We start from the raw sequence: 20,784 nt of genomic DNA on the forward strand, positions 1-20,784 counted from the left end.
GCGTTGACGCCAACTGTACAGTAACGTATCGTTTTGAAACGTTACTGTACGAGACCTTTCCACCATGCACTCCCGCTTCGACCGCTTTCGCAGCACCCCGCTCGGCGCCCAGCTCGAGGCCCTGATCGCGCAATCCGCGCGCTACGCCGAATTCGCGGCGCTGTCGCGCGTGGGCGTCGCCGCGATCGGCGCGATCCAGCACGAGATCGCCGTCAAATTCCCCGAAATCGACACCGACACGACCGCCCGCCAGTTCTGCGGCGCGATGGTCGCGGAAGTCATGCGCCGCCACGGCCACGACGTCGTGCAGGCGCGCGGGCGGCTCGACGGCACGCTGTTCAGCTATGGCGCGGTATTCAGCGCGTATCCGCAACGGCTGCCGTTCGCCGGGGTCGTCGCCGCGCTGGCCCACCTGCCCGAACGGCTTGCCGCCTATGTCGCGCACGTGCCGGCCGCGCTGCGGACGCGCCGCCCGGCCGGCACGGGCTTCTCGCTCGTCGAGCATGCGTGCCACCTGCGCGATCTCGACGCGGTGTTCGCGGAACGCATCGACGCCGTGCGTACGCGCGACCTGCCGGCGATCGCGTCGGTCGACGGCACCGTGCTCGCCGCGCAACGCGACTATGCCGCGCAGCCGCTCGCCCCCGCCGTCGCGGCGTTCCGCACGGGCCGCGCCGCGCTGTGCGCCACCGCGGCCGCGCTGACGCCCGCGCAACTCGCCCGCTGCGGGCTGCGCGACGGCCTGCGCCGCATGTCGCTCGACGAACTCGTGCGCGAACTGCTCGACCACGACCGCACGCACGTGCTCGAACTCGACGAACTGCTCGCCGAACTCGAGCTGCCGCCCCTTCCTTCCGCGCCCGCCCCATGATCGAGCCCACGCCCGTCGTCTTCATTCACGGTTTCATCGGCACGTTCGACGTGCACGGCTGGCACGGCCCGCATCTCGCCCCCGACCTGCTCGGCTACGGCGCGCATCGTGCGGCGCCAAGCGACGCGATCACGCTCGCCGCGCAGGTCGAGCAGGTCCGCCGCGCGGTCGACACGCACTTCGGCGCCAGGCCCGTCGATGTCGTCGGCCACTCGGTCGGCGGCGCCATCGCGATGCTGTTCGCGCATGCGCATCCCGATCGTGTGCGGCGGATCGTCAACGTCGAAGGTAACTTCACGCTCGACGACGCGTTCTGGTCGGCGTCGGTCGGCCGCATGACGCCCGGCGAGGCCGACGCGATGCTCGACGGCCTGCGCGCCGATCCGCTCGGCTGGCTGCGCGGCGCGATCGACGCGCCGTCGCCCGGCCTGCTCGATGACGCCCGTCGCTGGCTCGCGCATCAGCCCGCATCGACGCTGCGCGCGATGGGCCGCTCGGTCGTCGCGACGACCGGCGAGCCCGGCTACCTGCAGGCGCTTGCACGGGTGTTCGAGCGCCACCCGGTCTGGCTGATCGCCGGCGAACGCTCGCGTGCGGGCTGGCACGTGCCCGACTGGGCGCTCGCGCGCTGCGCCGGCTTCGACACGATCGAGCGCTGCGGGCACCTGATCCCGGCCGAGCGGCCCGCTGCGTTTCGCGACACGCTCGGGCGCATCGTCCGCGCGCCTGACAACCCGTAGGATTCGCCGAAATATGGTTGAAAGGCCCGATTGCTAGAGTCGTCCGAACGAGGTTTCCCGGCGCACGGCGCCCGACAAGGTCGACACATGCGAGGATCGAAGAACCTGGCGCGCGCCATCTGGCTGCTTCTGCTGCTCGCCGTTTCCGGCCCGGCTCTCGCGTTTCATGCACGCGTCATCGCGATTCCCAGTGCCGCGATGAGCGAGACGCTGAAGGCGACCGTCGTGCTGCCCGACGATTACGCGCGCGGCAACCGCGCCGACGAACGCTATCCCGTCGTCTATCTGCTGCACGGCTCGGGCGGCGACCATACCGACTGGACGTCGAACACGCACATCGCCGCGCTGGCCGACCGCTACCACGTGATCCTCGTGATGCCCGACGGCGGGCACGAAAGCTGGTACATCGACAGCCCGTTCGACTCGGGCAGCCGCTACGAAACCTTCATCGGCAATGAAGTCGTGTCCTATGTCGACGCGCATTTCCGCACGATCGCGACGCGGCACGCGCGCGCGATCACCGGGCTCAGCATGGGCGGCTTCGGCGCGCTGCGCATCGCGCTCGACCGGCCCGACACGTTCGGCGCGGTCGGCAGCATCAGCGGCGCGGTCGATCCGCGCTGCTGCGAGGACGAGCCGGGCATCGACCACGTATTCGGCGATCCGGGCCGCCATCCGTCGTTCTGGAACCGCAACGTGATCGTCGCCAGCGCCGACGCGTTCCTCCATACGCATCTCGACCTGACGATCGATTGCGGCCGCGACGACGCGTTCGTCGGCTCGAACCGCACGCTGCACGAACGGCTCGTCGCGCTCGGCGTGCCGCACGACTACGCGGAGCGGCCCGGCGGCCATACGTGGGATTACTGGGCGAATGCGATCCGCTACCAGATGCGGTTCTTCGCGACGTCGTTCCAGCACAGCGGCTACGCATACCGCCCCGCGCCTGCCGCGCCGGGCGTCACGCGCGCGGGCTGACACCCGCGCCACGCCGCCGCCGCCGCGCGGCCCGGCAAGCGCGGTGGTACGATGCGCGGGCATCGACCCTCCGACTCCCGCCATGCCGCGCGACAACTTTGCGGACCTGATCGCCTTCATCGCCGTCGCGCGCGAGCGCAACTTCACGCGCGCCGCCGCCCGGCTCGGCGTATCGCAATCGGCGCTCAGCCACACGATCCGCGCGCTCGAGACGCGCCTCGGCGTGAGGCTGCTCACGCGCACGACGCGCAGCGTCGCGCCGACCGAGGCCGGCGAGCGCCTGCTGCACAACCTCGCGCCGCGCTTCGACGAGATCGAGGCCGAGCTGGCCGCGCTCGCGGAACTGCGCGACCAGCCGGCCGGCACCGTGCGCATCAACGCGACCGACTTCGTGATCCGCACGCTGCTGTGGCCGAAGCTCGCGACCGTCCTGCGCGACTACCGCGACCTGAAGGTCGAGTTCGTGACCGACTACGGGCTGTCCGACATCGTCGCGGAGCGCTTCGACATCGGCGTGAGGCTCGGCGACCAGGTCGCGAAGGACATGATCGCCGTGCGCATCTCGCCCGACCTGAAGATGGCGATCGTCGGCGCGCCCGCGTATTTCGCCGGGCGCGCCCGCCCCGAATCGCCGCAGGATCTCGTCGCGCACGACTGCATCAACCTGCGCCTGCCCACGCACGGTGCGCTGTATGCATGGGAACTCGCACGCGGCGACGCGTCGCTGCAGGTGCGCGTCGAAGGGCAGCTCACGTTCAGCGGCACGTACGAAATGCTCGACGCGGCGCTCGCCGGCTACGGGCTCGCATACGTGCCGGCCGAACTCGCGGCGCCGCACGTCGCCGCCGGCCGGCTCGACAGCGTGCTCGACGACTGGTGCCCGACGTTCCCCGGCCATCACCTGTACTACGCGAGCCGGCGGCAATCGTCGCGCGCGCTCGCGGTGATCGTCGACGCGCTGCGCCATCGCGCATGAGCGGCCCGCGGGCCGGGCGTGCGCGCGATTCATGAATCCGGTCGATAAGTGCATGCGCATTGCCGGGGATTATCGTCAGGCACACCGGCGGCTACCATCGTCGGCGTTCCCCAACGTCTTCCGGAGCCCTCGATGTCCGAACCGACCACCCCCGCGCGCCGGGCATTCGGCGCCATCGCGCCCGCCCTCGCCGACTACACCGACAACGTGCTGTTCGGCGACGTGTGGCAGCGCGCCGGCCTGTCGCCGCGCGACCGCAGCCTCGTCACGGTCGCGAGCCTCGTATCGCTGTATCGCGTGAACGAACTGCCGTTCCACCTGAAGAAAGCGCTCGACAACGGCCTCACGCGCGACGAGCTGATCGAGGCGATCACGCACCTCGCGTTCTACTCGGGCTGGCCGACCGCCAGCTCCGCGCTGCCGATCGCGCAGCGCGCGTTCGACGAAGCCGGCGTATAAGCGCGGCTGCCCTTCACTCAACCGGCGGGCACCGGCCCGCAGGGAGCAACTCCATGGATTACCGCTATCTCGGGCGCAGCGCGCTCAAGGTGTCGCCGCTGTGTCTCGGCGCAATGATGTTCGGCGGCGAGACCGACGAAGCGACCTCGGCGCGCATCGTCGACAAGGCCTTCGACCAGGGCGTGAACTTCATCGACACGGCCGACGTGTATCACGCCGGCCGCTCGGAACAGGTCGTCGGCCGCGCGATCGCGCCGCGCCGCGACAGCTGGATCGTCGCGACGAAGTTCGGCTATCCGGCCGGGCCGGACGCCGGGCCGAACCGGCAGGGCCAGTCGCGCAAATGGATCGTCGAATCGGTCGACGCGAGCCTGAAGCGGCTCGGCACCGATTACATCGACATCCTCTATTTCCATCGCGCGCTCGCCGACGCGCCGCTCGACGAAGCCATGCGCGCGATCGCCGACCTGATCCGGCAAGGCAAGGTGCGCTACTTCGGGCTGTCGAACTTCAAGGGCTGGCGCATCGCCGAGATCGTGCGGCTTGCGGACCAGCTCGGCATCGATCGTCCGGTCGCGAGCGAACCGCTGTACAACCTCGTCGATCGCACGGCCGAGGTCGAACAGCTTCCGGCCGCCGCGCATTACGGGATCGGCGTCGTGCCGTACAGCCCGCTCGCGCGCGGCGTGCTGACCGGCAAATACGCGGTGGATGCGCAACCGCCCGCCGATTCACGCGCGGGCCGCGGCGACCGGCGGATCCGGCAAACGGAATGGCGCCCCGAATCGTTGCACATCGCGCAGCAGGTGGCCGAACATGCGGCTTCGCGCGGCACGACGTCCGTCGCGTTCGCGCTGGCATGGGTCATGAAGAACCGGATCGTCAGCTCGACGATCGCGGGGCCGCGCACCGAGGCGCACTGGGACAGCTACATCGATGCGCTGACGCTCGAACTCGGCCCGGACGACGAACGCTTCGTCGATTCGCTCGTGCCGCCCGGGCACGCGTCGACGCATGGCTACACCGATCCCGGGTATCCGGTCGAAGGCCGTCAGGTCTGAAGTCGGAACGGAAACCGGATGACGTGCCGGGCGGCTGGCCCGGCATGCGGATGGATGCGCGCACCCGGCGCGCGGAACCGGTGGAACCAGCGGAACCGGTGGAAGCAATGAAAGCGGCGCAATCAGTTGTCGCGCGCCGCCCCTCCGCCGACGGCGCGGTCGAAGCACTCCTGCGCAAGCGCCAGCTCGTCGAGCGCGCGATCGAGACGCGACATCGCGCGGGCGTATTCGGCCGACGAACCTTCGTCGTCGCTTTCGCCGCGCACGGCGCGAAAGGCCTGATCGACGTTGCGCGTCGCTTCGACGAAGCGTTGCGCGGCCAGGGCTTCCCGCGAACGGATGTGGATCGACATCGACACTCCTCCCTCAGGGTTGCAGTGTGAAGCTTGCCGACATTCAGTGTGCGCGGCACGCATGTCGGCGGCGTGAACCACGGCCCGTCGGGCGGCGATGCATCGGCCGCCGCGCGGCGCGCCTCGTGCCGATTGTCCCCCCGCGCCCGCCGCTGCGCCAGGGCGGGATTGCAACACATTCCGGCGCGACCTGCGTCGCGCCTGCCGTCACGCGCGCCCGACGCGCGGATGCACGAGGCCGGCGAACGCGGCCGCCTCGGCCGGCGACAGGTCGAACAGATCGCCGGTGAGATCGCGCGGATGTTCGGCCGCCGGCCGGTTGCGCAACCGCGCGGCCTGCGCGGGCGCGACATACGCGGCCGCGGTTTCCATCGGCGGCACGTCGAACAGATCGCGCGTGACGCCGCGCACGGCGTCCGTCGGCGAACGGCCGCGCAAGCGCGCGACCAGTTCGACGAAGCGATCGAAATCGCCCGCGCGCGTCGCCTTGTTCACTTCCGCGAGATCGCGCGCCTTCAGCACGCACGGCTGCGCGAGCCGCACGAAATACGGTGCTTCGAGCTCGACCGACAGCGCGAGCGGATAGCTCTTGCCCGTTTGCTCCTTCGCGCGCCCGACGCAATCGACCACGGCCGCCCCCTGCGCGGCGCCGAGCGGCTTGCCGCTGCTCACGCTGCGCAGGTGATCGGGAAACACGCGCAACTGCGTGCCGACCGTCAGTGCGGTGGAGGACGCGCACACGAGCGCGTAGTGCTGCTCGCGGCGCCGGCCCGACGGCAGGGTCGAGCGGCTGGCGATGAACGTGTGCGGCGGCAACGGCCGCACCTGCCCGCTCGCGTCGACCCACGCATTCCACAGCAGCGCGTCCTTGCGCTCGCCCGCGCGCGGGCGCGACGCGACCGGCGAAAACAGCGCGAGCAGCGAGCCCGTGCGATGCGCGGCGACTTGCGCGCTGCTGCCGAGCGGCTGGTTGATGCCCCACAGAAAACGCCCGCCCCCGAGCCGCCGCTCCCATTCCTTGCGGAGCACGACGGTCGGCAGTTCCTCGCCGGACTCGGTACCGATCTTGGTCCAGCAGAACGTGGGGGGGAGGTGTTTCAGTGTCATCAACTATCTCGGGATACAGCCTCGCTGGTGACAGCAAGCCCATTCAACAGCCGTAACTGTATAGGTATAATGCATCGCATGGAAGCCCCGGACCCAGATTTTCCCGTTCAAGACCTGTTGCGCCGCTTGATGGCAGATACACGCTCGTCCAGCGAAATTGCGCGACTTTCCGGGGTCAGCCAACCAACCGTGTCGCGCCTGCGGCTGTCGAACGGGCAGCGGCTGCGCCGTAGCGCGCCATTCAATAAACTATGCAGTTTCTATGGTGTCGATACCGGGCCGTCGCGCCGCCGCTATAACGACCTGCTGCGCGACGCGATCGTCGACGCGTGGGATGGATCGGACGAGCACGGGCGCGCGTTGCTGGTCGTGATCCAGGGGTTGAAGGGATTGCAGGCGAAGGCGGACGACGGGTAACCAAGGCAGACGCGGGGCGGAGCCTGCGCGCGGCCGCAACTGGAATCGGGCGGGCGAGAAAGAAGGCGCCTCGCGAATTCCCGTGAATGTCGCCTGCCCGCGCATTGCGCCGAAGTGGATCGCCTCGCGCGGCGGGCCGCATGCCCTGCGCCTTGCATCCGCCCGCCAACCCGTTCAGCGGCCCGACACCATGGAACGCTCCTCAATCCAGCCGATATCAGAATGACCAAAAACACCCGACGATTTTCTATGATCCGCGAGTTTCATCTGGCCGACTGGTTCACGCTCGGCAACGCGGTGTGCGGCACCGGCGCGCTGTTCTCGATCATCTCGTACATCGCGTCCGGCGATACGCTGCACATCCATTACGCCAGCGGCCTGATTCTCGGCGCGCTGGTGTTCGACGTGCTGGACGGAAGAATCGCCCGCTGGCGGCAGAAATCGTCCGCGCTCGGCCGCGAACTCGATTCGCTCGCGGACGTGATCTCGTTCGGCGTCGCGCCTGCCGTCATCGGCTATGGATGCGGGATGCGGGGCTTGTACGACCGCCTGATCCTCGTGTATTTCGTGGCTTGCGGCGTATCGAGGCTGGCCCGCTACAACGTGACGGCGGAAGCGCTGTCCCAGGAGTCGGGCAAGGTGTCCTACTTCGAGGGCACGCCGATTCCGACCTCGATCGTCCTCGTGCTGTTGCTGGCCGTCGCGGCATGGTTCGACGCGATCGGCCCGAACATGTGGCTCGGCCAGATCCAGATCTGGGGCGCCACGCTGCACCCGCTGACGCTGCTTTTCGCGCTGTCGGGCTCGCTGATGATCAGCCGGATCCGCGTACCCAAGCCCTGACCGGGCGACCGGCGGCCGCGCGCCGTGCCGCCGGGACGCACACCGACGCGCGCGCATGGGCGTGCGCTACCGCCTTCCCTGCACTGAATGCGCGCGCCGCCCGGCGCGCATCCGCGCGGCCGGGCCAGCCGCCGAACGAGCCGCGGCGCGCTATTGCTCCAGCCCCACCGCCAGCGGCCGCTGGTCGCCGCGCCCGTGATCGTCCACCACGCGAACCGTATGGCTGCCGGCCGTCCCCGGCTGCCAGAACAGCGCCTCCCCCGGCGCGCTGCGCCCGACGAACGCATCGTCGACGAACCAGTAAAGCACACGCGCGCTCGCATCGGCCGTCGCGTTGAACGCGATGCGCGTCTCCTCCGTGCTCTTCACCCGCATCGCATAGGTACTCCCGCGCAGCGGCGACGTGATGCGCGGCGAATCGCCCTCGACCTGCCCCGCGTCGCGGCAGTCGGCGTTCTGCGGCGGCCGCCGGCGCGGAATGCCGGCCTGCGCGAACACCTGCTGCAGATCCGACGGCCAGAACTCGAAGATCTCCGTATGCGTGCGCTTGCCGTCGTACGGCGGGCACGCCGCCTTCCCCGTCGCGTCGTCGATCACGACCGGCCGATGCACGGTGCTCACGCGGATCGGCGACGTGCCCGGAATGAACCACGTCCAGCCCTGCTGCGGACACCACTGGTTCGGCAGATCGCCGCTCGCGAGGCAGATCCGCACGCGCTTCACGTGCGGCGGCACCGGGCGCGGCGGCTCGACGAGCGTGCGCTCGGCGTTCAGCGCATCGACGACCTGGAAGAACAGCGGCGCGGCCGCGTCGACGCCGACGAACGCCGTATTCGTCGAATTGTCGAAGTTGCCGACCCACACGACCAGCACGTACGGGCCGAACACGCCGGCCGTCCACGCATCGCGGAACGACCATGACGTGCCGGTCTTCCAGTACACCGGCACGCTCGACGGCTGCGCGCCGCTCGTCTCGTCGGGGCGCAGGTGCTGGCGCAGCATGTCCATCGTCATGTAGCTCGCCTCGGCGCTCAGCAGGCGCCGCCCGGGCGCCACCGGCGCATCGGCGCGCAGCCGCAGCGGCCGGAACTCGCCGCGATTCGCGAGCATCGCGTAGAGCGCGGCGAGGTCCTGCATCGTCACCTCGCCGCCGCCGAGCACGAGCGCGAGCCCGTAGTGCTGCGCGCTCGCGAGCCGCCGCACGCCGGCCGCCTGCAGGAACCCGTACAGATCGGGCGACTTGAGCTGCGACGCGACCCACACGGCCGGCACGTTGCGGCTGCGGTTCAGCGCGTCGGTCGCCGTGATCGGCCCGAGGAAGTGCCCGTCGAAATTCTCCGGCGCATACGGGCCGAATGCGGTCGGCACGTCGCGCAGCACGGTCTGCGGATGCAGCACGCCCTGGTCGAAGCCGAGCGCGTAGATGAACGGCTTGAGCGTCGAGCCCGGCGAGCGCCGCGCGAGCGTGCCGTTCACCTGCCCGTCGATCGAGCGGTCGAAGAAGTTCGCGGAGCCGACCAGCGCCTTCACGCCCATGTCGCGCGTATCGACGAGGATCGCGGCCGCGTTGCGCACGCCGCGCGTGTCGTTGCGCGCGACATAGCGCGCGATCTGCCGTTCGAGCGTGCGCTGCAGATCGAGATCGAGCGTCGTCACGAGTCGCGCGCCGCCGTCGTCATCGCCGCCGTCCATCGCGCGGCCCGGCGGGGCGCGCCACGCGTCGCGCGCGGCGAGCGCCTGGCCGACCGCGTGCGGCGCGTCGAACGGCAGGGCGGACAGCGGCCGCATCGCGAGCGGCAAGGCGAACAACGGCCTGAGCGACGCGTCGCCCGGGTGCCGCGTCAGCCAGCGCGCATACAGCCGGTTGCGCGACGCGGCCAGCGCACGGTTGATCTCGTCCTGCCCGCCGCGCACGCGCCGCGCCGGGTCCTGCGGAATCACCGCGAGCGCGAGCGCCTCGGGCAGCGTCAGCGCATCGGGCATCCGGTCGAAATAGACCACGCTCGCGGTGCCCGCGCCTTCGACGTTGCGGCCGTACGGCGCGTCGTTCAGATAGGCTTCGAGGATCTGCCGCTTCGAGTAGAACAGTTCGAGCTGCAGCGCGCGCCCGATCTGTTCGAGCTTGCCGGCCGGCGTGCGCGTGTTCAGCCGCCACAGCGAGCGCGCGAGCTGCATCGTCAGCGTCGAGCCGCCCTGAGGATTGCCGCCGCGCACGTACGTGATCCACGCGCCGCGCACGAGGCCGTAAGGGTTGAAGCCGGGATGCCAGCGGAACCAGCGGTCCTCGTGCAGCATCACCGCTTCGACGAGTTGCGGCGACATCCGGTCGAGCGGCACCCACAGCCGGTAGCGGTCGTCCCGCGCGAGCGTGAGCCGCAGCAGCCGGCCCTGTGCGTCGACCACCGCGACCGACGACGGCTTCCAGTCGCGCAACGGCGGATGCGGCCACAGCCGGCACGCGGCGAGCGCGCCGAACACGAGCAGCGCGCCGGCCAGCCAGTTCTGCCAGCGCCGCAGCCAGCGGCCGGCGCCGTGCAGCGCGCGCCGGATTGCGGATGCGTCAGCCATGCCCGGCGGCTCCCCGCGCCCGGCCCCGCCGGCCGGGCCGCCGCAGCCGCCGCGTCATCGCACGCGCTCCACCGTCAGCGTCTTGCCGCCGGGCGCCTGCGCCTGTATGCGGCGGTCGTACATCGACTCGCCGTAGGCGGGCGGCGCGACGAAGCGGCCCGCGTTGCTCGCCTTGATCCGGTACACGAACTCGCGCACCTCGGTCGTCGCGGTGCCGTAGATCACCACGCGATCCTCGCGCACGTCCGCGAACTGCGGCTGCCACGTCGAACCCGCCACGCCGATCGGCGAGCGCCACGGCGCATCGGCCACCGGCGCGGACGCGCCGGCGTCCGCGTTGCCGTCGCCATCCTGCGCGTCGGTCACGGGCGGCGGCGCGATCACCGGATCGAAGCCGCCCGGCAGCAGATCGACGATCGCGATGTTGCCGACGCTCGCCGAGCCCGTCGCGCGGATCTTCAGGTGCACGTCGATCTCCTGGCCGAGCGTGATCCTGTCGAGCGGCCGGCCGTTCGTGTCGGTGTAGTCGCGCACGATCTCGAGCCCGTTCCTGATCGCCTTCGTCGACGTGCCGCGGTCGTAGCCCGACTGGCTCGCGACCCACCACGCGGGCAGCGTGCCGCCGTTCACGAAGTCGACGCGCGACGCGCCGGCGGCCCACGTGCCCGAGCGCATGAGGTTCGCCTGGATCGACGAGACGTCCTTCGGCGCGGCGCCCGGGCGCACCTCGTCGATCGCGAGCTGGTCGAGCTGGCCGGCGCTCGACGCCGCGTACGCGTCGAGCGCGAGGATCGTCATCGCCGACGACAGCGTGTTGTAGCGGTTGTCGACGAGCGGCGCGGCGAGGTTGTCCATCGCGCGCGGCGACAGCTTGCGCACGCGCTCCGGGAAGTGCTTCGCGATCAGGTACAGCACGCTCGCGTCGCGCGTCAGCGGATCGAGGTAGTAGCCCGTCGCGTAGCCGCCGTCGGACGCGCGCTTGCGCTCGAGCAGCGCCTGCGGCCCGGCGATCAGCGCGGCGGCCTCCTTGTCCTGCTTCAGCAGCTGATACGACGCGGCGAGCCACGCGGCCGCGAGATCGTTCTTCCAGTCGTTCGGATACGCATCCTGCAGCCGCTTCTGCACGGCCGCGAGGCTGTTGGTCGTCACGTTGCCCTGGCGCGTCAGCAGGTACACCGCGTACGCGCGCTGCCGCAGCAGGTCGAGCGAGCCGAGCGAATCGTTCGCCGCGAGCTTCTGCAGATACTGGTTGCCCGCGTCGAACATGTCCTTCGGCACCGCGACGCCGCGCTCGCGCGCGTCGAGCAGCACGTGCATCGCGTACGCGGACACGAACGGATCGGCGTCCGGCGTCGCGCTCCACAGGCCGAACCCGCCCTGCGCGTTCTGCCGGCCGCGCAGCACGTCGAGGAACTGCGCGATCGCCGCCGCGCCGGTCGCGTCGGCGTCGGCGCCCGCGTCGGTCGCATGCATCGCGCTCGTCAGCGCGCGCACCGACAGCCACTTCGCCGCGAACACGCGCGGCACGGCCGCGCTCACCAGCTGCTCGCTGCAGTAGTGCTCGAAGTTGACGAGATACGACGACAGCCCTTCGGACAGCACGAGCGGCGCGGTCGAGATGCTCGCGTCGCGCGACGCATAGGCGTCATACATCGGCCGCAGGTTCGGCACGCTCGCCTTCTTGCCCGGATCGAGCCGCGCGATGTCGAGCTGCGTGCGGAACGCGGCGGCCGGCCGCACCGACACGTCGACGCGCTGCTGCGCGCCCTTCGCGCCGTAGCGCGCGCCGAACGACAGCGCACCGGAGCCGAGCGTGTCGGTCGCCTTCACGCGGAACAGCGCGACGCCCTCGTGCTGCGGCGCGAGCGCGACGTTCTGCGTGGCCGGTCCGATCACCTGCAGTTGCGGGCCCGTCTTCAGCGTGACCGCGACCGGCACCGGCTGGTTGCCGGCGCCCGTCAGGTTGTTCGCGACGCCGACGCTGACGTCGGCCTCGTCGCCCGGCGCAAGCGTCGTCGGCACGTTCGGCGACAGCACGAAATCGCCGCGCACGGTCGTCGCGCCCTCGAACGTCCCGACCAGGTCGGGCGACACCGACACGGCCATCACGCGCAGCTTGCCGTTGAAGTAGTCGGGCACCGTGTAGCTCAGGCGCGTGTCGCCGGTCACGTCGACGATCCCCGACCAGTACACGACCGGCTTGTCGCGCTTGCGCTTGAACGGGTTCAGCTGACGGCCGATCGCGTCGTCGGCGTCGCCGCCGGGCGCGGCCATCGCCATCAGCTTCTCGAAGTCCGGCAGGATCAGGTCGAGGATCTGCGACGTGCCGACTTCGAGCATCCGCTTGCGGAAGAAGAACTTCAGCGGATCGCCGAGCTTGTAGCGCGCGACCTGCAGGATGCCTTCGTCGACCGCGAACACGACGACCTTCGCGGGCTTCGCCGAGTGCACGGTGAAGTTGACCGTGTCGCCCGGCTTCACGAGCGCCGGCGCATCGACCGACAGCGCGTTGCGGCGCGCGTCGAGGTTCACCGAGAACGGCACGACGCCGTAGCTCAGCGGGCTCATGAAGATCTCGTCCGACGACGGATCGCGGATGTACTGAACGTTGATGTAGCCGTTGCCCTCGAAGCCGGCCGGCACCGTGATGTGCTGGATCGAGCTCGTGGTGTCCGCATGGAACCACGCGTGCGCATACACCTTGTCGCGCTCGATCGTGATCAGGCCGCTGCCCGCGTAGGGCGCGCGGATCGCGATCTCGACCTGCTCGCCCGGCTTGAAGTCGTGCTTCGCGAGGCTCACCTGCAGCTCGGCGTTGCGGTCGAGCGAACGCGTGACGTTCGCGTCGCCCGTGACCGTGTATTCGATCCGGTTCACCGCCGCGCCGTCCGCGCGGCGGATCACGAGCGCATAGCTGCCCGGCTTGTCGGTGCGCAGCGCGTAGCCGAGCCCGGCCGCCGGGATCGACAGCGGCTGCTCGTCGACCGGCACCTCCTTCAGCCGCGAATCGTATTTGTACGCGCCGGAATCCTGCTTGGTCAGCACCGACACGTAGCGTTCCTCGACGAGCTGCGCGCGCAGGTCCTTCACGTCGATCGCCTTCGCGTTCGGATCGATCGCGACGAGCCGCACCGTGCGCGGGCTGCCGCGCTTCACGTAGCCGAGATCGTCGACCGACTTGTAGCCGACGAGCCAGTCGTTGTTCGACACGAGCGCCTGCGCGTTCGCGGCGACGCTGCGCCCGCCCTCCGCCTCATAGGCCTTCGCCTGGAAGTAGAGCTGGTAGGTCGCGTCCGCGTACTTGTCGAGATCGAGGTCGAACTCCGCATGGCCCTTGTCGTCGGTCGTGCCGTCCTGCAGCGCGGTCGTATAGCCCTCCTTCGCGCGGCGCGCGTCGAAGAAGTGATAGCCCTGCCAGCTGCGGAACGAAGGCCACACGGGGCGCAGCGTCAGCGTCGCCGCGACGCGGCGCTTCTCGGCCGGCGTGCCGAACAGGTTCTGCGCATCGACGACCCCCTTCAGCCCCTTCGGCTTCACCCACCCTTCGACGACCTGCTGCGACAGCCGGGCGTCGACCTTCATCCGGTCGGGCAGGAACTCCTTCACCTGCACCGTCGTGCTGCCGATCGGCTCGTCGCCGGGCTCGCCGTTCTTCATGATGTACAGGTTGACCGTCCACGTGCCGGTCGGCGCCGTCTCGGCCGTCGTATAGCCGAGCTCGGTAAAGCCCGTTGCATCGACGCTCACCGGCCTGCGCTCGACGGTGATCCCGCGCGGGTCGACGATCTCCGCCTGCAGCGGCACGCCGGCCGGGCTGCGCGCCCAGCTCGCCGCGCGCACGATCAGGCCGATGTGGAACGGATCGCCCGGCCGGTACAGGCCGCGATCCGAGAACAGGTAGGCGGACAGCTGCCCCTGGCCCGTCGCGTTGCGTTCGCCGTCGACGTCGAAGCGCGAGAAGTCGAGCTGGCGGTCACGGCCGGCCACCGGCAGGAACGACAGGTCGGTGTCCTTCTTCACGATGTACAGCTGCGGCCGCTTCTCGCGGTCGAGCCCCTTGAACGCGGGGAAATGCACGACGCCTTCGGCGCCGGTCGTCTGGGTGAACAACGCCTGGCCGTTCACCGCGAGCACCGACACGGTGGCGCCCGCAACCGGCCGGCCCGTGCGGATCGACTGGATGAACACGTCCTGGCTGCCGTCCAGCGCACGCTTGACCAGCATCCCGAGATCGGTCACGACGATCAGACGCGTGTCGCCGAGCGCGTTGTCGCTGTCGTCGCCGTTACCGTTGCCGTCGCCCGAATCGGCATTGTCGGACGGGTCCTGGCTGCCGTCGCCGGACGATGCGTCGCTGTCCTTCGCATCGTCGGCCTTCTTCTCGGCGGCCGGGTCGTACTTCGTCAGGTGCAGCAGGAACACGCCGCGCTTGCCGCCCTTCAGGTACTGGCCGAGATCGATGCCTTCGTAATGCGCCTTGCCGGGGTCGCCGGCCGGGAACGCGCGCGTCTGCACGAAGCGCTCGACGATGTGATCCTCGCTGAACGAGTACGACAGTTCGGGCCGCGCGTAGCTGCCGTTGTTGAAGCTCACCAGATGCTGGAGCTGGTCGGGCATCACGCGGCCGATCTCGACCTTCATCCCCGGCAGGTTGCGCGACACGACCGACAGGCGCTTGCTGCCGCTCATCGACAGCAGCGAGCCGTCGGCCATGAAGCGCAGCAGCTTCGGATAGTCGGGCACCGTGAACGCGGTCGTCACCGGCTGGCCGAGCAGGTAGCCGCCCGCCGATTTCAGGTCGCCTTCGAAGCGCACGACGATGCGGTCGCCCGGCGTCGCGTGATACTTGAAGCTCTGCAGCGTCGCGTAATCGTCCTCGGTCGGCACCGCTTCGAGCGGCAGCGGCTTCGACTGCTTCAGCACCGCGTCGCTGATGTCGGCCACGTTCCATTCGTACGGCGGATCGTCGTCCTGCTGATCGACGCCCGGCTTGCGCTTCGGCAGCACCCACGCCTTCGCGCGCGCGGCGAGATCGGCGCTGCGCACGCCGTCGGACGCTTCCGCGACGAGCACCTGCTCGGGCTCGTAGCGCTCGTTGTCGACGAGGGTCGGCGCGATATTGGCGATCGACAGGCTGTAGAGCCCCGGCACGGCGACCGACGCGTGCAGCACATCCGGCGTGCCGTTGCCGCCGCGCGCGCTCTTCACGCCCTTGTCGACGTCGAGCCGCACCGACAGCGGATCGCGCGGAATGTCGAGCGGCTGCGAATGGACCCACGCGCTCGTCTTCGTCTTGTCGTAGTTCACCGTGTAGCGCAGCGGCGACACGGTCTTGCCGTCGCGGCCGACCAGCACCAGGCCGATGCGCTTCTCGAACTCGGCCGGATCGACCGGGTAGTTGAAGCGCAACTGCAGCAGCGCCTGCTTTTCCGCCGGATTGTCGGGGTTCTGGTAGAACTCGTTGTCGCCCGACGTCGCGGCGAACGCCGGCAGGTCGAACGCGAAGCGGTCGTCGCGCATCGTCACCTGCGGCGCGAACACCCGGTGCACCGCGAAACGCACCTCGACGTGCGCGCCGACCGGCCAGTCCGCCGCCGGCGTGAAGCGCAGCGTCTTGTCGTCGGCCCACTCCCACGCCCCCTTGAGCGCGGGCGTCATCTCGATGCCGTCGCCGGCCGGCTTGCCGACCCGCTCGATCGGCGCGGCCGATTGCGCGAACACGACTTCGAGCGGATGCACGGTGATCTTCGGCTTGTCGGTATCGTCCACCTCGTAGGACGTGATCGCCGGCGCCTTCACGGTGAAGCCGACCGTCGCGGGCTCGGGCGGCCTCGGGCGATGCTTGAGCCAGTACCCGCCGTAGCCGAGCGCGGCGGCGAGCAGCACGAGGCCGCCGGCATGCCACGGGCGGCGGCGCACGGCCGCGGCGGTGACGCCCGTCCACGCGGGCGCCGTCCACGTCACGTCGCCGACCAGCGGCCGCAGCGCGCAGCCGAGCAGCCACCAGACGAAGCCCGCCACGCGAATCGGCAGGAGCAGCAGGAAGCGCAGCAAATCCATGGGTTGTTTCCTTGTCAAGGACATGCTGCCCGCAGCGGCAACCTTCCCCGAATTGTTATGGGTCTGTGACGGCGCGGCCCGGTTGCGCCGTAGATACCGGGTATGTTCGACCGGATGCTGGGCGCCATTATCGATCAGACCCGAAACGATGGAAATATCGGTGTGCCGGCGCGCAACGCCGGCCGGGCGGGTTTCGGCCCGCGCGCGACCGCTGCACAAGGTTGCGCGCCGTTCGCTAGAATGCGCGGCCAGGCATGATGCGAATCGAAATGAAAGGAATCCGCTTGAAACTCCCGTTCGAATGGCAGATCGGGCTGCGCTATGCGCGCGGCGGCCGGCGCTCGGCCGGCGACGGCTTCGTGTCGTTCATCGCCGGCGCCGCGATGGCCGGCATCGCGCTCGGCGTCGCCGCGCTGATCGTCGTGCTGTCGGTGATGAACGGCTTTCGCACCGAAGTGCGCGACCGGATGCTGTCGGTGCTCGCGCACGTGGAGATCTTTTCGCCGGCCGGCGCGATGCCCGACTGGCGGCTCACCGCGCACGAATCGCTGCGGAATCCGGCGGTGCGCGCCGTCGCTCCCTATGTCGACGCGCAGGCGCTGCTGACGAACGCGGGCAACGTGACGGGCGTCGCGCTGCGCGGCATCGATCCCGTGCTCGAGCCGCGCGTGTCGGCGATCGCCCGCAAGCTGAAGACCGGCCGCCTCGACGCGCTCGCGCCGGGCGAGATGGGCATCGTGCTCGGCTCGGCGCTGGCCGACGCGCTGCACGTGAAGATCGGCGACCGCCTCACGTTCTTCGCGCCCGGCAACGCCGCGCGCATCGGCGACGCGCTGCCGCGGTTCCGGCAGTTCAACGTGGTCGGCACGTTCGAATCCGGCCACTATCAGTACGACAGCGCGCTGGCCTACATCCATATCCGCGATGCGCAGACGCTGTTCAACGTGCCCGCGCCGACCGGCATCCGCTTGCGCCTCGACGATCTGCAGCGCGCGCCGGAAGTCGCGCTGGAACTGTCGCGCTCGCTGTCGGGCGATCTCTATATCCGCGACTGGACGCGGCAGAACCGGACCTGGTTCGAAGCCGAGCGGCTGCAGAAGCGCATGCTGTCGCTGATCCTGATGCTGATCGTCGCGGTCGCCGCTTTCAATCTCGTGTCGTCGCTCGTGATGACCGTCACGCAGAAGCAGGGCGACATCGCGATCCTGCGCACGCTCGGCGCGCCGCCCGGCTCGATCACGAAGATCTTCGCGATCCAGGGGATGACGATCGGCCTCGCCGGCACGCTGGCGGGCGTCGCGCTCGGCTGCGCGATCGCGGTGAGCATCCCGTGGGTGCTGCCGGCGATCGAGCAGGTGCTCGGCATCCGCTTCCTGACGCCGTCGGTGTACTTCCTCAGCTCGCTGCCGTCGAAGCTCGCGGCGCCCGACGTGATCGGGATCGCCGCGGCCGCGTTCCTGATGTCGTGCGTCGCGACGCTGTACCCGAGCTGGCGCGCCGCGCGGGTGCGGCCGGCCGAGGCGTTGCGCGACGAGTAGGCGCGGCGTCCGGCGCGGCCTCACGCGATCTCGCGGAAACCGACGCTGTCGCGGCCGTTCAGGATGCCTTCGAACGCGAACCGCGGGCAGACGCCGCGCGGATTCGCGCGCCGCGCCGCACATCCTGCCCGCCGGTCGTAGACGACGGTCGCCGCGCCCGACGACCGCCGGCGGCCGGTATCCGGCAATCCGGGGGCCGCGCGCGGCCGGCTGACCACCCTGACGTCAGCGGCGGGCCGTCCCCCGTTTCGAAGCGCCCGTCGATCTCTTCAAAACTTTGTTTGACACAAACTAAAAAAGTTTGACATGAAGATTTCACTGGGATAAGTTTTGCGCAAGCTTCCGGAAAGCAATCCGGCCAGCCGCGCGCGACTCGCGTCGCGCTTTCCCGCCGTTGCAGCACCGCCGTTCGCAACATCCCCGCCTCATCGCATTGCGCCGTTCCGTTTCATCCGAAACCTGAAGGAAGATCGGGCACTGCCGCGCTCGATTCGTACTCCTCTGCTCTTTTCGGACCGCCCGCCGTGCTTCGGCCGGGCGATCCGTATCGGCCGCCGCGCCGACGCTCCACGGTCGGCGCGACGTCGCCGCCCCGGCAACCGCCGGGGTGCGCGCCGCGCGGCCGGCATCGACGCCGGCCGCCACATCCGGGCATCGCGCCCGGTGCGTTCGAAGGTGCAGTTCCGCTTCATCCGATGCAGCACCCGGCCGGGCCTCGGGGGGGACATACCGCGGGCCGGCCGGTTCCGGACAATCACGAACAAGAACGAGGTCGACAATGAACATTCATCGAACCGGAATGCGGCGCGCGTGGCTTCCCGCGCTTGCCGCGGCCGTGACGCTCGCCGCATGCGGCGGCGACGACGGCGGCAGCGTGGCGGGCGTATCGGCGCTTGCCCAGAGCCCGCAGGAGGGGGCCGCCGCCGCGGCCGACACGCAATCGCTCACGTCGCGCATCTCGCCGTCCGGCGTCCCGTACGCGAACCCGGCCGGCAGCGGGCGCTACCGGCCCGTGATCGCGAACGGCCAGGTCCAGCCGTCGCTGTCGGGCGGCACGATCGAGGAGAACGCGTGGGTCGATACGCCGGTCGATTCCGACGGCGACGGCACGCGCGACCGCATCCACGTGCGCGTCGTGCGCCCGGCCGAAACCGCGAACGGCGCCCGCACGCCCGTCATCGTGCTCGCGAGCCCGTACTACGCCGGGCTCGCCGACAGCCCCGACCACGATGTCGACGTCGAACTCGACGGCACGCCGCATCCTGCCGCCCCTGCCCCGGCGGCCGCCGCCTCGGTGTCCGCACGCATCATGGCCGCCGCGCCGCAGGTGCGGATCCTGCAGCAGGTCGAAGCGGCCGCCGCGGGGCGCTCGTGGATCGAGAGCTACTTCATCCCGCGCGGCTTCACGATCGTCTATGCGGATTCGCTCGGCACCGCCGGCTCCGACGGCTGCCCGACGATCCTGACGCGCGACGAATCGGTCGCGATGGCGTCGGTGATCCGCTGGCTCGGCCGCGACGCGACCGCGAAGGACGCGAACGGCAAGGCGGTCGTCGCGAGCTGGTCGACGGGCCACGTCGGCATGTACGGCGTGTCGTACGACGGCACGCTGCCGAAGATGGTCGCGAGCCTGCGCACGCGCGGGCTCGACGCGATCGTGCCGGTCGCCGGACTGTCGAACATGTACGGCTACTACCGCTCGGGCGGGCTCGTGCGCGCGCCGGAAGGCTACCAGGGCGAGGACGTCGACGTGTACATCAAGGCGCTGCTGACGAACGCGCACCCGGAGCGCTGCACGCACCTGATCGACGAGGCGCTGCAGCAGGAAGACCGCAAGACCGGCGACTATTCGCGGTTCTGGGCCGCGCGCGACATCCCGACCGCGCTCGCGGTCGCGCCGGCGCTCGTCGCGCAGGGGCTGACCGACGACAACGTGCGCGTCGACCAGTCGACGTCGTGGCATCTGGCGATGCGGCGCCAGGGCGTGCCGACGCAGCTGTGGCTGCATCGCCTGAAGCACACCGACCCGACCCGCGTGCCGGCGATGGCCGATGCGTGGACCGCGGAGGTAAACCGGTGGTTTACGCGCTACCTGATCGGCGTTGACAACGGCGTCGAGCGCGATCCGCGCGCGGTGATCGAGCAGGCGGACGGCACGCTGCTGAAGGAAGCGGACTGGGCCGCGCGCCGCGCTACGCCGGTCACGTATTTCGCGGGCGGCGACGGCGCAGGCACCGGCACGCTGCTGCGACTGCCGACCGGCGGCCCGCTCGCGCGCTTCGCCGACGATGCGCGCATTCCCGCGCTCACGCTGGCGAACGCGTCGACGGGAGAAAACCGCAGCCGCTTCGAGACCGCGCCGCTGACGGCGACCACGCGCCTGTCCGGCGCCGCGACCGCGCGCGTCAGGCTGACCTTCACGGCGGTGGCCAACGTGACGGCCCTGCTGGTCGATCGCGCACCGGACGGCACGGCCACGATCGTCACGCGGGCGTGGACCGACCCGCGCAACCGCTTGTCCGAGTGGCGCTCGGAACCCGTGCTGCCGGGGATGCCGTACGACCTGAAGCTGACGTTCATGCCGCGCGACTACCGGCTGGAAGCCGGCCACCGGCTCGGGCTCGTCGTGCTATCCAGCGACAACGAGGCGACACTGCGGCCGACGCCGGGCACGGGCCTGACGCTCGATCCGGCCGGCACGTCGGTGACGGTGCCGCTGGTCGCGTCGTAAGCGGGCGCGCCCCGCACAGGGCCGAGGGCGGCCGGCGTCTTCCCGACGCCGGCCGCCCTCGATGCTTTCCGGTCGCCGCAAG

The 20,784-nt window shown here is 70.2% G+C and carries 15 protein-coding genes; 11 read left to right on the forward strand and 4 right to left on the reverse strand.

Annotated features, from left to right (window positions below):
* Window positions 1-64 precede the first annotated feature (64 nt).
* From GQ56_RS0117620 to GQ56_RS0117645, 6 genes are all read left to right on the forward strand, one after another.
* Window positions 65-871 carry a DinB family protein gene (locus tag GQ56_RS0117620; RefSeq protein WP_031399913.1) on the forward strand — a complete coding sequence of 269 codons (807 nt, stop codon included), beginning with the start codon at window positions 65-67 and terminating at the stop codon, window positions 869-871.
* Window positions 868-1,611 carry an alpha/beta fold hydrolase gene (locus GQ56_RS0117625; RefSeq protein ID WP_031399914.1) on the forward strand — a complete coding sequence of 248 codons (744 nt, stop codon included), beginning with the start codon at window positions 868-870 and terminating at the stop codon, window positions 1,609-1,611. The genes GQ56_RS0117620 and GQ56_RS0117625 overlap by 4 nt, the downstream gene beginning before the upstream one ends.
* A gap of 87 nt (window positions 1,612-1,698) precedes the next feature.
* Window positions 1,699-2,589, forward strand: coding sequence for an alpha/beta hydrolase (locus GQ56_RS0117630; protein ID WP_031399915.1), 891 nt, complete (start codon window positions 1,699-1,701; stop codon window positions 2,587-2,589).
* Window positions 2,590-2,671: 82 nt separating this feature from the next.
* The gene (locus GQ56_RS0117635) at window positions 2,672-3,565 is read left to right on the forward strand and encodes a LysR family transcriptional regulator (RefSeq protein WP_031399916.1); all 894 of its coding nucleotides are present in this window, start codon (window positions 2,672-2,674) and stop codon (window positions 3,563-3,565) included.
* A gap of 132 nt (window positions 3,566-3,697) precedes the next feature.
* A complete protein-coding gene (locus GQ56_RS0117640; protein WP_031399917.1) occupies window positions 3,698-4,024 on the forward strand; it encodes a carboxymuconolactone decarboxylase family protein in 327 nt (108 codons plus the stop codon).
* Window positions 4,025-4,077: 53 nt separating this feature from the next.
* Window positions 4,078-5,085: an aldo/keto reductase gene (locus GQ56_RS0117645; protein ID WP_031399918.1), complete on the forward strand. Its 1,008-nt coding sequence runs from the start codon at window positions 4,078-4,080 to the stop codon at window positions 5,083-5,085.
* Between the two features lie 122 nt (window positions 5,086-5,207).
* Here GQ56_RS0117645 and GQ56_RS0117650 read toward each other — a convergent pair whose 3' ends face one another.
* Together GQ56_RS0117650 and GQ56_RS0117655 are read right to left on the reverse strand one after the other, a co-directional pair.
* Window positions 5,208-5,438, reverse strand: coding sequence for a hypothetical protein (locus tag GQ56_RS0117650; RefSeq protein WP_031399919.1), 231 nt, complete (start codon window positions 5,436-5,438; stop codon window positions 5,208-5,210).
* Between the two features lie 207 nt (window positions 5,439-5,645).
* A complete protein-coding gene (locus tag GQ56_RS0117655) occupies window positions 5,646-6,545 on the reverse strand; it encodes a hypothetical protein (protein WP_031399920.1) in 900 nt (299 codons plus the stop codon).
* A 78-nt stretch (window positions 6,546-6,623) separates the two neighbouring features.
* On the opposite strand from GQ56_RS0117655, the gene GQ56_RS0117660 reads away from it, so the two are divergent.
* On the forward strand, window positions 6,624-6,962 hold the full coding sequence (locus GQ56_RS0117660) for a helix-turn-helix domain-containing protein (protein ID WP_031399921.1): 339 nt from the start codon (window positions 6,624-6,626) through the stop codon (window positions 6,960-6,962).
* A gap of 222 nt (window positions 6,963-7,184) precedes the next feature.
* On the forward strand, window positions 7,185-7,805 hold the full coding sequence (locus tag GQ56_RS0117665) for a CDP-alcohol phosphatidyltransferase family protein (protein ID WP_034198190.1): 621 nt from the start codon (window positions 7,185-7,187) through the stop codon (window positions 7,803-7,805).
* A 150-nt stretch (window positions 7,806-7,955) separates the two neighbouring features.
* Here GQ56_RS0117665 and pbpC read toward each other — a convergent pair whose 3' ends face one another.
* Together pbpC and GQ56_RS0117675 are read right to left on the reverse strand one after the other, a co-directional pair.
* Complete coding sequence (pbpC, locus tag GQ56_RS0117670; RefSeq protein ID WP_031399923.1) at window positions 7,956-10,373, reverse strand: penicillin-binding protein 1C; 2,418 nt, start codon at window positions 10,371-10,373, stop codon at window positions 7,956-7,958.
* Window positions 10,374-10,427: 54 nt separating this feature from the next.
* Window positions 10,428-16,433: an alpha-2-macroglobulin family protein gene (locus GQ56_RS0117675; RefSeq protein ID WP_031399924.1), complete on the reverse strand. Its 6,006-nt coding sequence runs from the start codon at window positions 16,431-16,433 to the stop codon at window positions 10,428-10,430.
* 102 nt (window positions 16,434-16,535) lie between these two features.
* On the opposite strand from GQ56_RS0117675, the gene GQ56_RS45575 reads away from it, so the two are divergent.
* From GQ56_RS45575 to GQ56_RS0117690, 3 genes are all read left to right on the forward strand, one after another.
* The gene (locus GQ56_RS45575) at window positions 16,536-16,691 is read left to right on the forward strand and encodes a hypothetical protein (protein ID WP_160257523.1); all 156 of its coding nucleotides are present in this window, start codon (window positions 16,536-16,538) and stop codon (window positions 16,689-16,691) included.
* A gap of 26 nt (window positions 16,692-16,717) precedes the next feature.
* The gene (locus GQ56_RS0117680; RefSeq protein WP_031399925.1) at window positions 16,718-17,971 is read left to right on the forward strand and encodes a lipoprotein-releasing ABC transporter permease subunit; all 1,254 of its coding nucleotides are present in this window, start codon (window positions 16,718-16,720) and stop codon (window positions 17,969-17,971) included.
* 778 nt (window positions 17,972-18,749) lie between these two features.
* On the forward strand, window positions 18,750-20,702 hold the full coding sequence (locus GQ56_RS0117690) for a Xaa-Pro dipeptidyl-peptidase (protein WP_031399927.1): 1,953 nt from the start codon (window positions 18,750-18,752) through the stop codon (window positions 20,700-20,702).
* Window positions 20,703-20,784: the final 82 nt, after the last annotated feature.

It is taken from the genome of Burkholderia paludis (assembly GCF_000732615.1).
Taxonomy (GTDB): domain Bacteria; phylum Pseudomonadota; class Gammaproteobacteria; order Burkholderiales; family Burkholderiaceae; genus Burkholderia; species Burkholderia paludis.

Excerpts from the sequence above, each read along its gene's own strand:
- GQ56_RS0117625 (WP_031399914.1), top strand. The coding sequence starts at position 868 with ATGATCGAGCCCACGCCCGTCGTCTTCATTCACGGTTTCATCGGCACG.
- GQ56_RS45575 (WP_160257523.1), top strand. The coding sequence starts at position 16,536 with ATGTTCGACCGGATGCTGGGCGCCATTATCGATCAGACCCGAAACGAT.
- GQ56_RS0117655 (WP_031399920.1), bottom strand. The coding sequence starts at position 6,545 with ATGACACTGAAACACCTCCCCCCCACGTTCTGCTGGACCAAGATCGGT.
- GQ56_RS0117630 (WP_031399915.1), top strand. The coding sequence starts at position 1,699 with ATGCGAGGATCGAAGAACCTGGCGCGCGCCATCTGGCTGCTTCTGCTG.
- GQ56_RS0117650 (WP_031399919.1), bottom strand. The coding sequence starts at position 5,438 with ATGTCGATCCACATCCGTTCGCGGGAAGCCCTGGCCGCGCAACGCTTC.
- GQ56_RS0117660 (WP_031399921.1), top strand. The coding sequence starts at position 6,624 with ATGGAAGCCCCGGACCCAGATTTTCCCGTTCAAGACCTGTTGCGCCGC.
- GQ56_RS0117640 (WP_031399917.1), top strand. The coding sequence starts at position 3,698 with ATGTCCGAACCGACCACCCCCGCGCGCCGGGCATTCGGCGCCATCGCG.
- GQ56_RS0117675 (WP_031399924.1), bottom strand. The coding sequence starts at position 16,433 with ATGGATTTGCTGCGCTTCCTGCTGCTCCTGCCGATTCGCGTGGCGGGC.
- pbpC (WP_031399923.1), bottom strand. The coding sequence starts at position 10,373 with ATGGCTGACGCATCCGCAATCCGGCGCGCGCTGCACGGCGCCGGCCGC.
- GQ56_RS0117690 (WP_031399927.1), top strand. The coding sequence starts at position 18,750 with ATGAACATTCATCGAACCGGAATGCGGCGCGCGTGGCTTCCCGCGCTT.
- GQ56_RS0117645 (WP_031399918.1), top strand. The coding sequence starts at position 4,078 with ATGGATTACCGCTATCTCGGGCGCAGCGCGCTCAAGGTGTCGCCGCTG.
- GQ56_RS0117665 (WP_034198190.1), top strand. The coding sequence starts at position 7,185 with ATGACCAAAAACACCCGACGATTTTCTATGATCCGCGAGTTTCATCTG.
- GQ56_RS0117620 (WP_031399913.1), top strand. The coding sequence starts at position 65 with ATGCACTCCCGCTTCGACCGCTTTCGCAGCACCCCGCTCGGCGCCCAG.
- GQ56_RS0117635 (WP_031399916.1), top strand. The coding sequence starts at position 2,672 with ATGCCGCGCGACAACTTTGCGGACCTGATCGCCTTCATCGCCGTCGCG.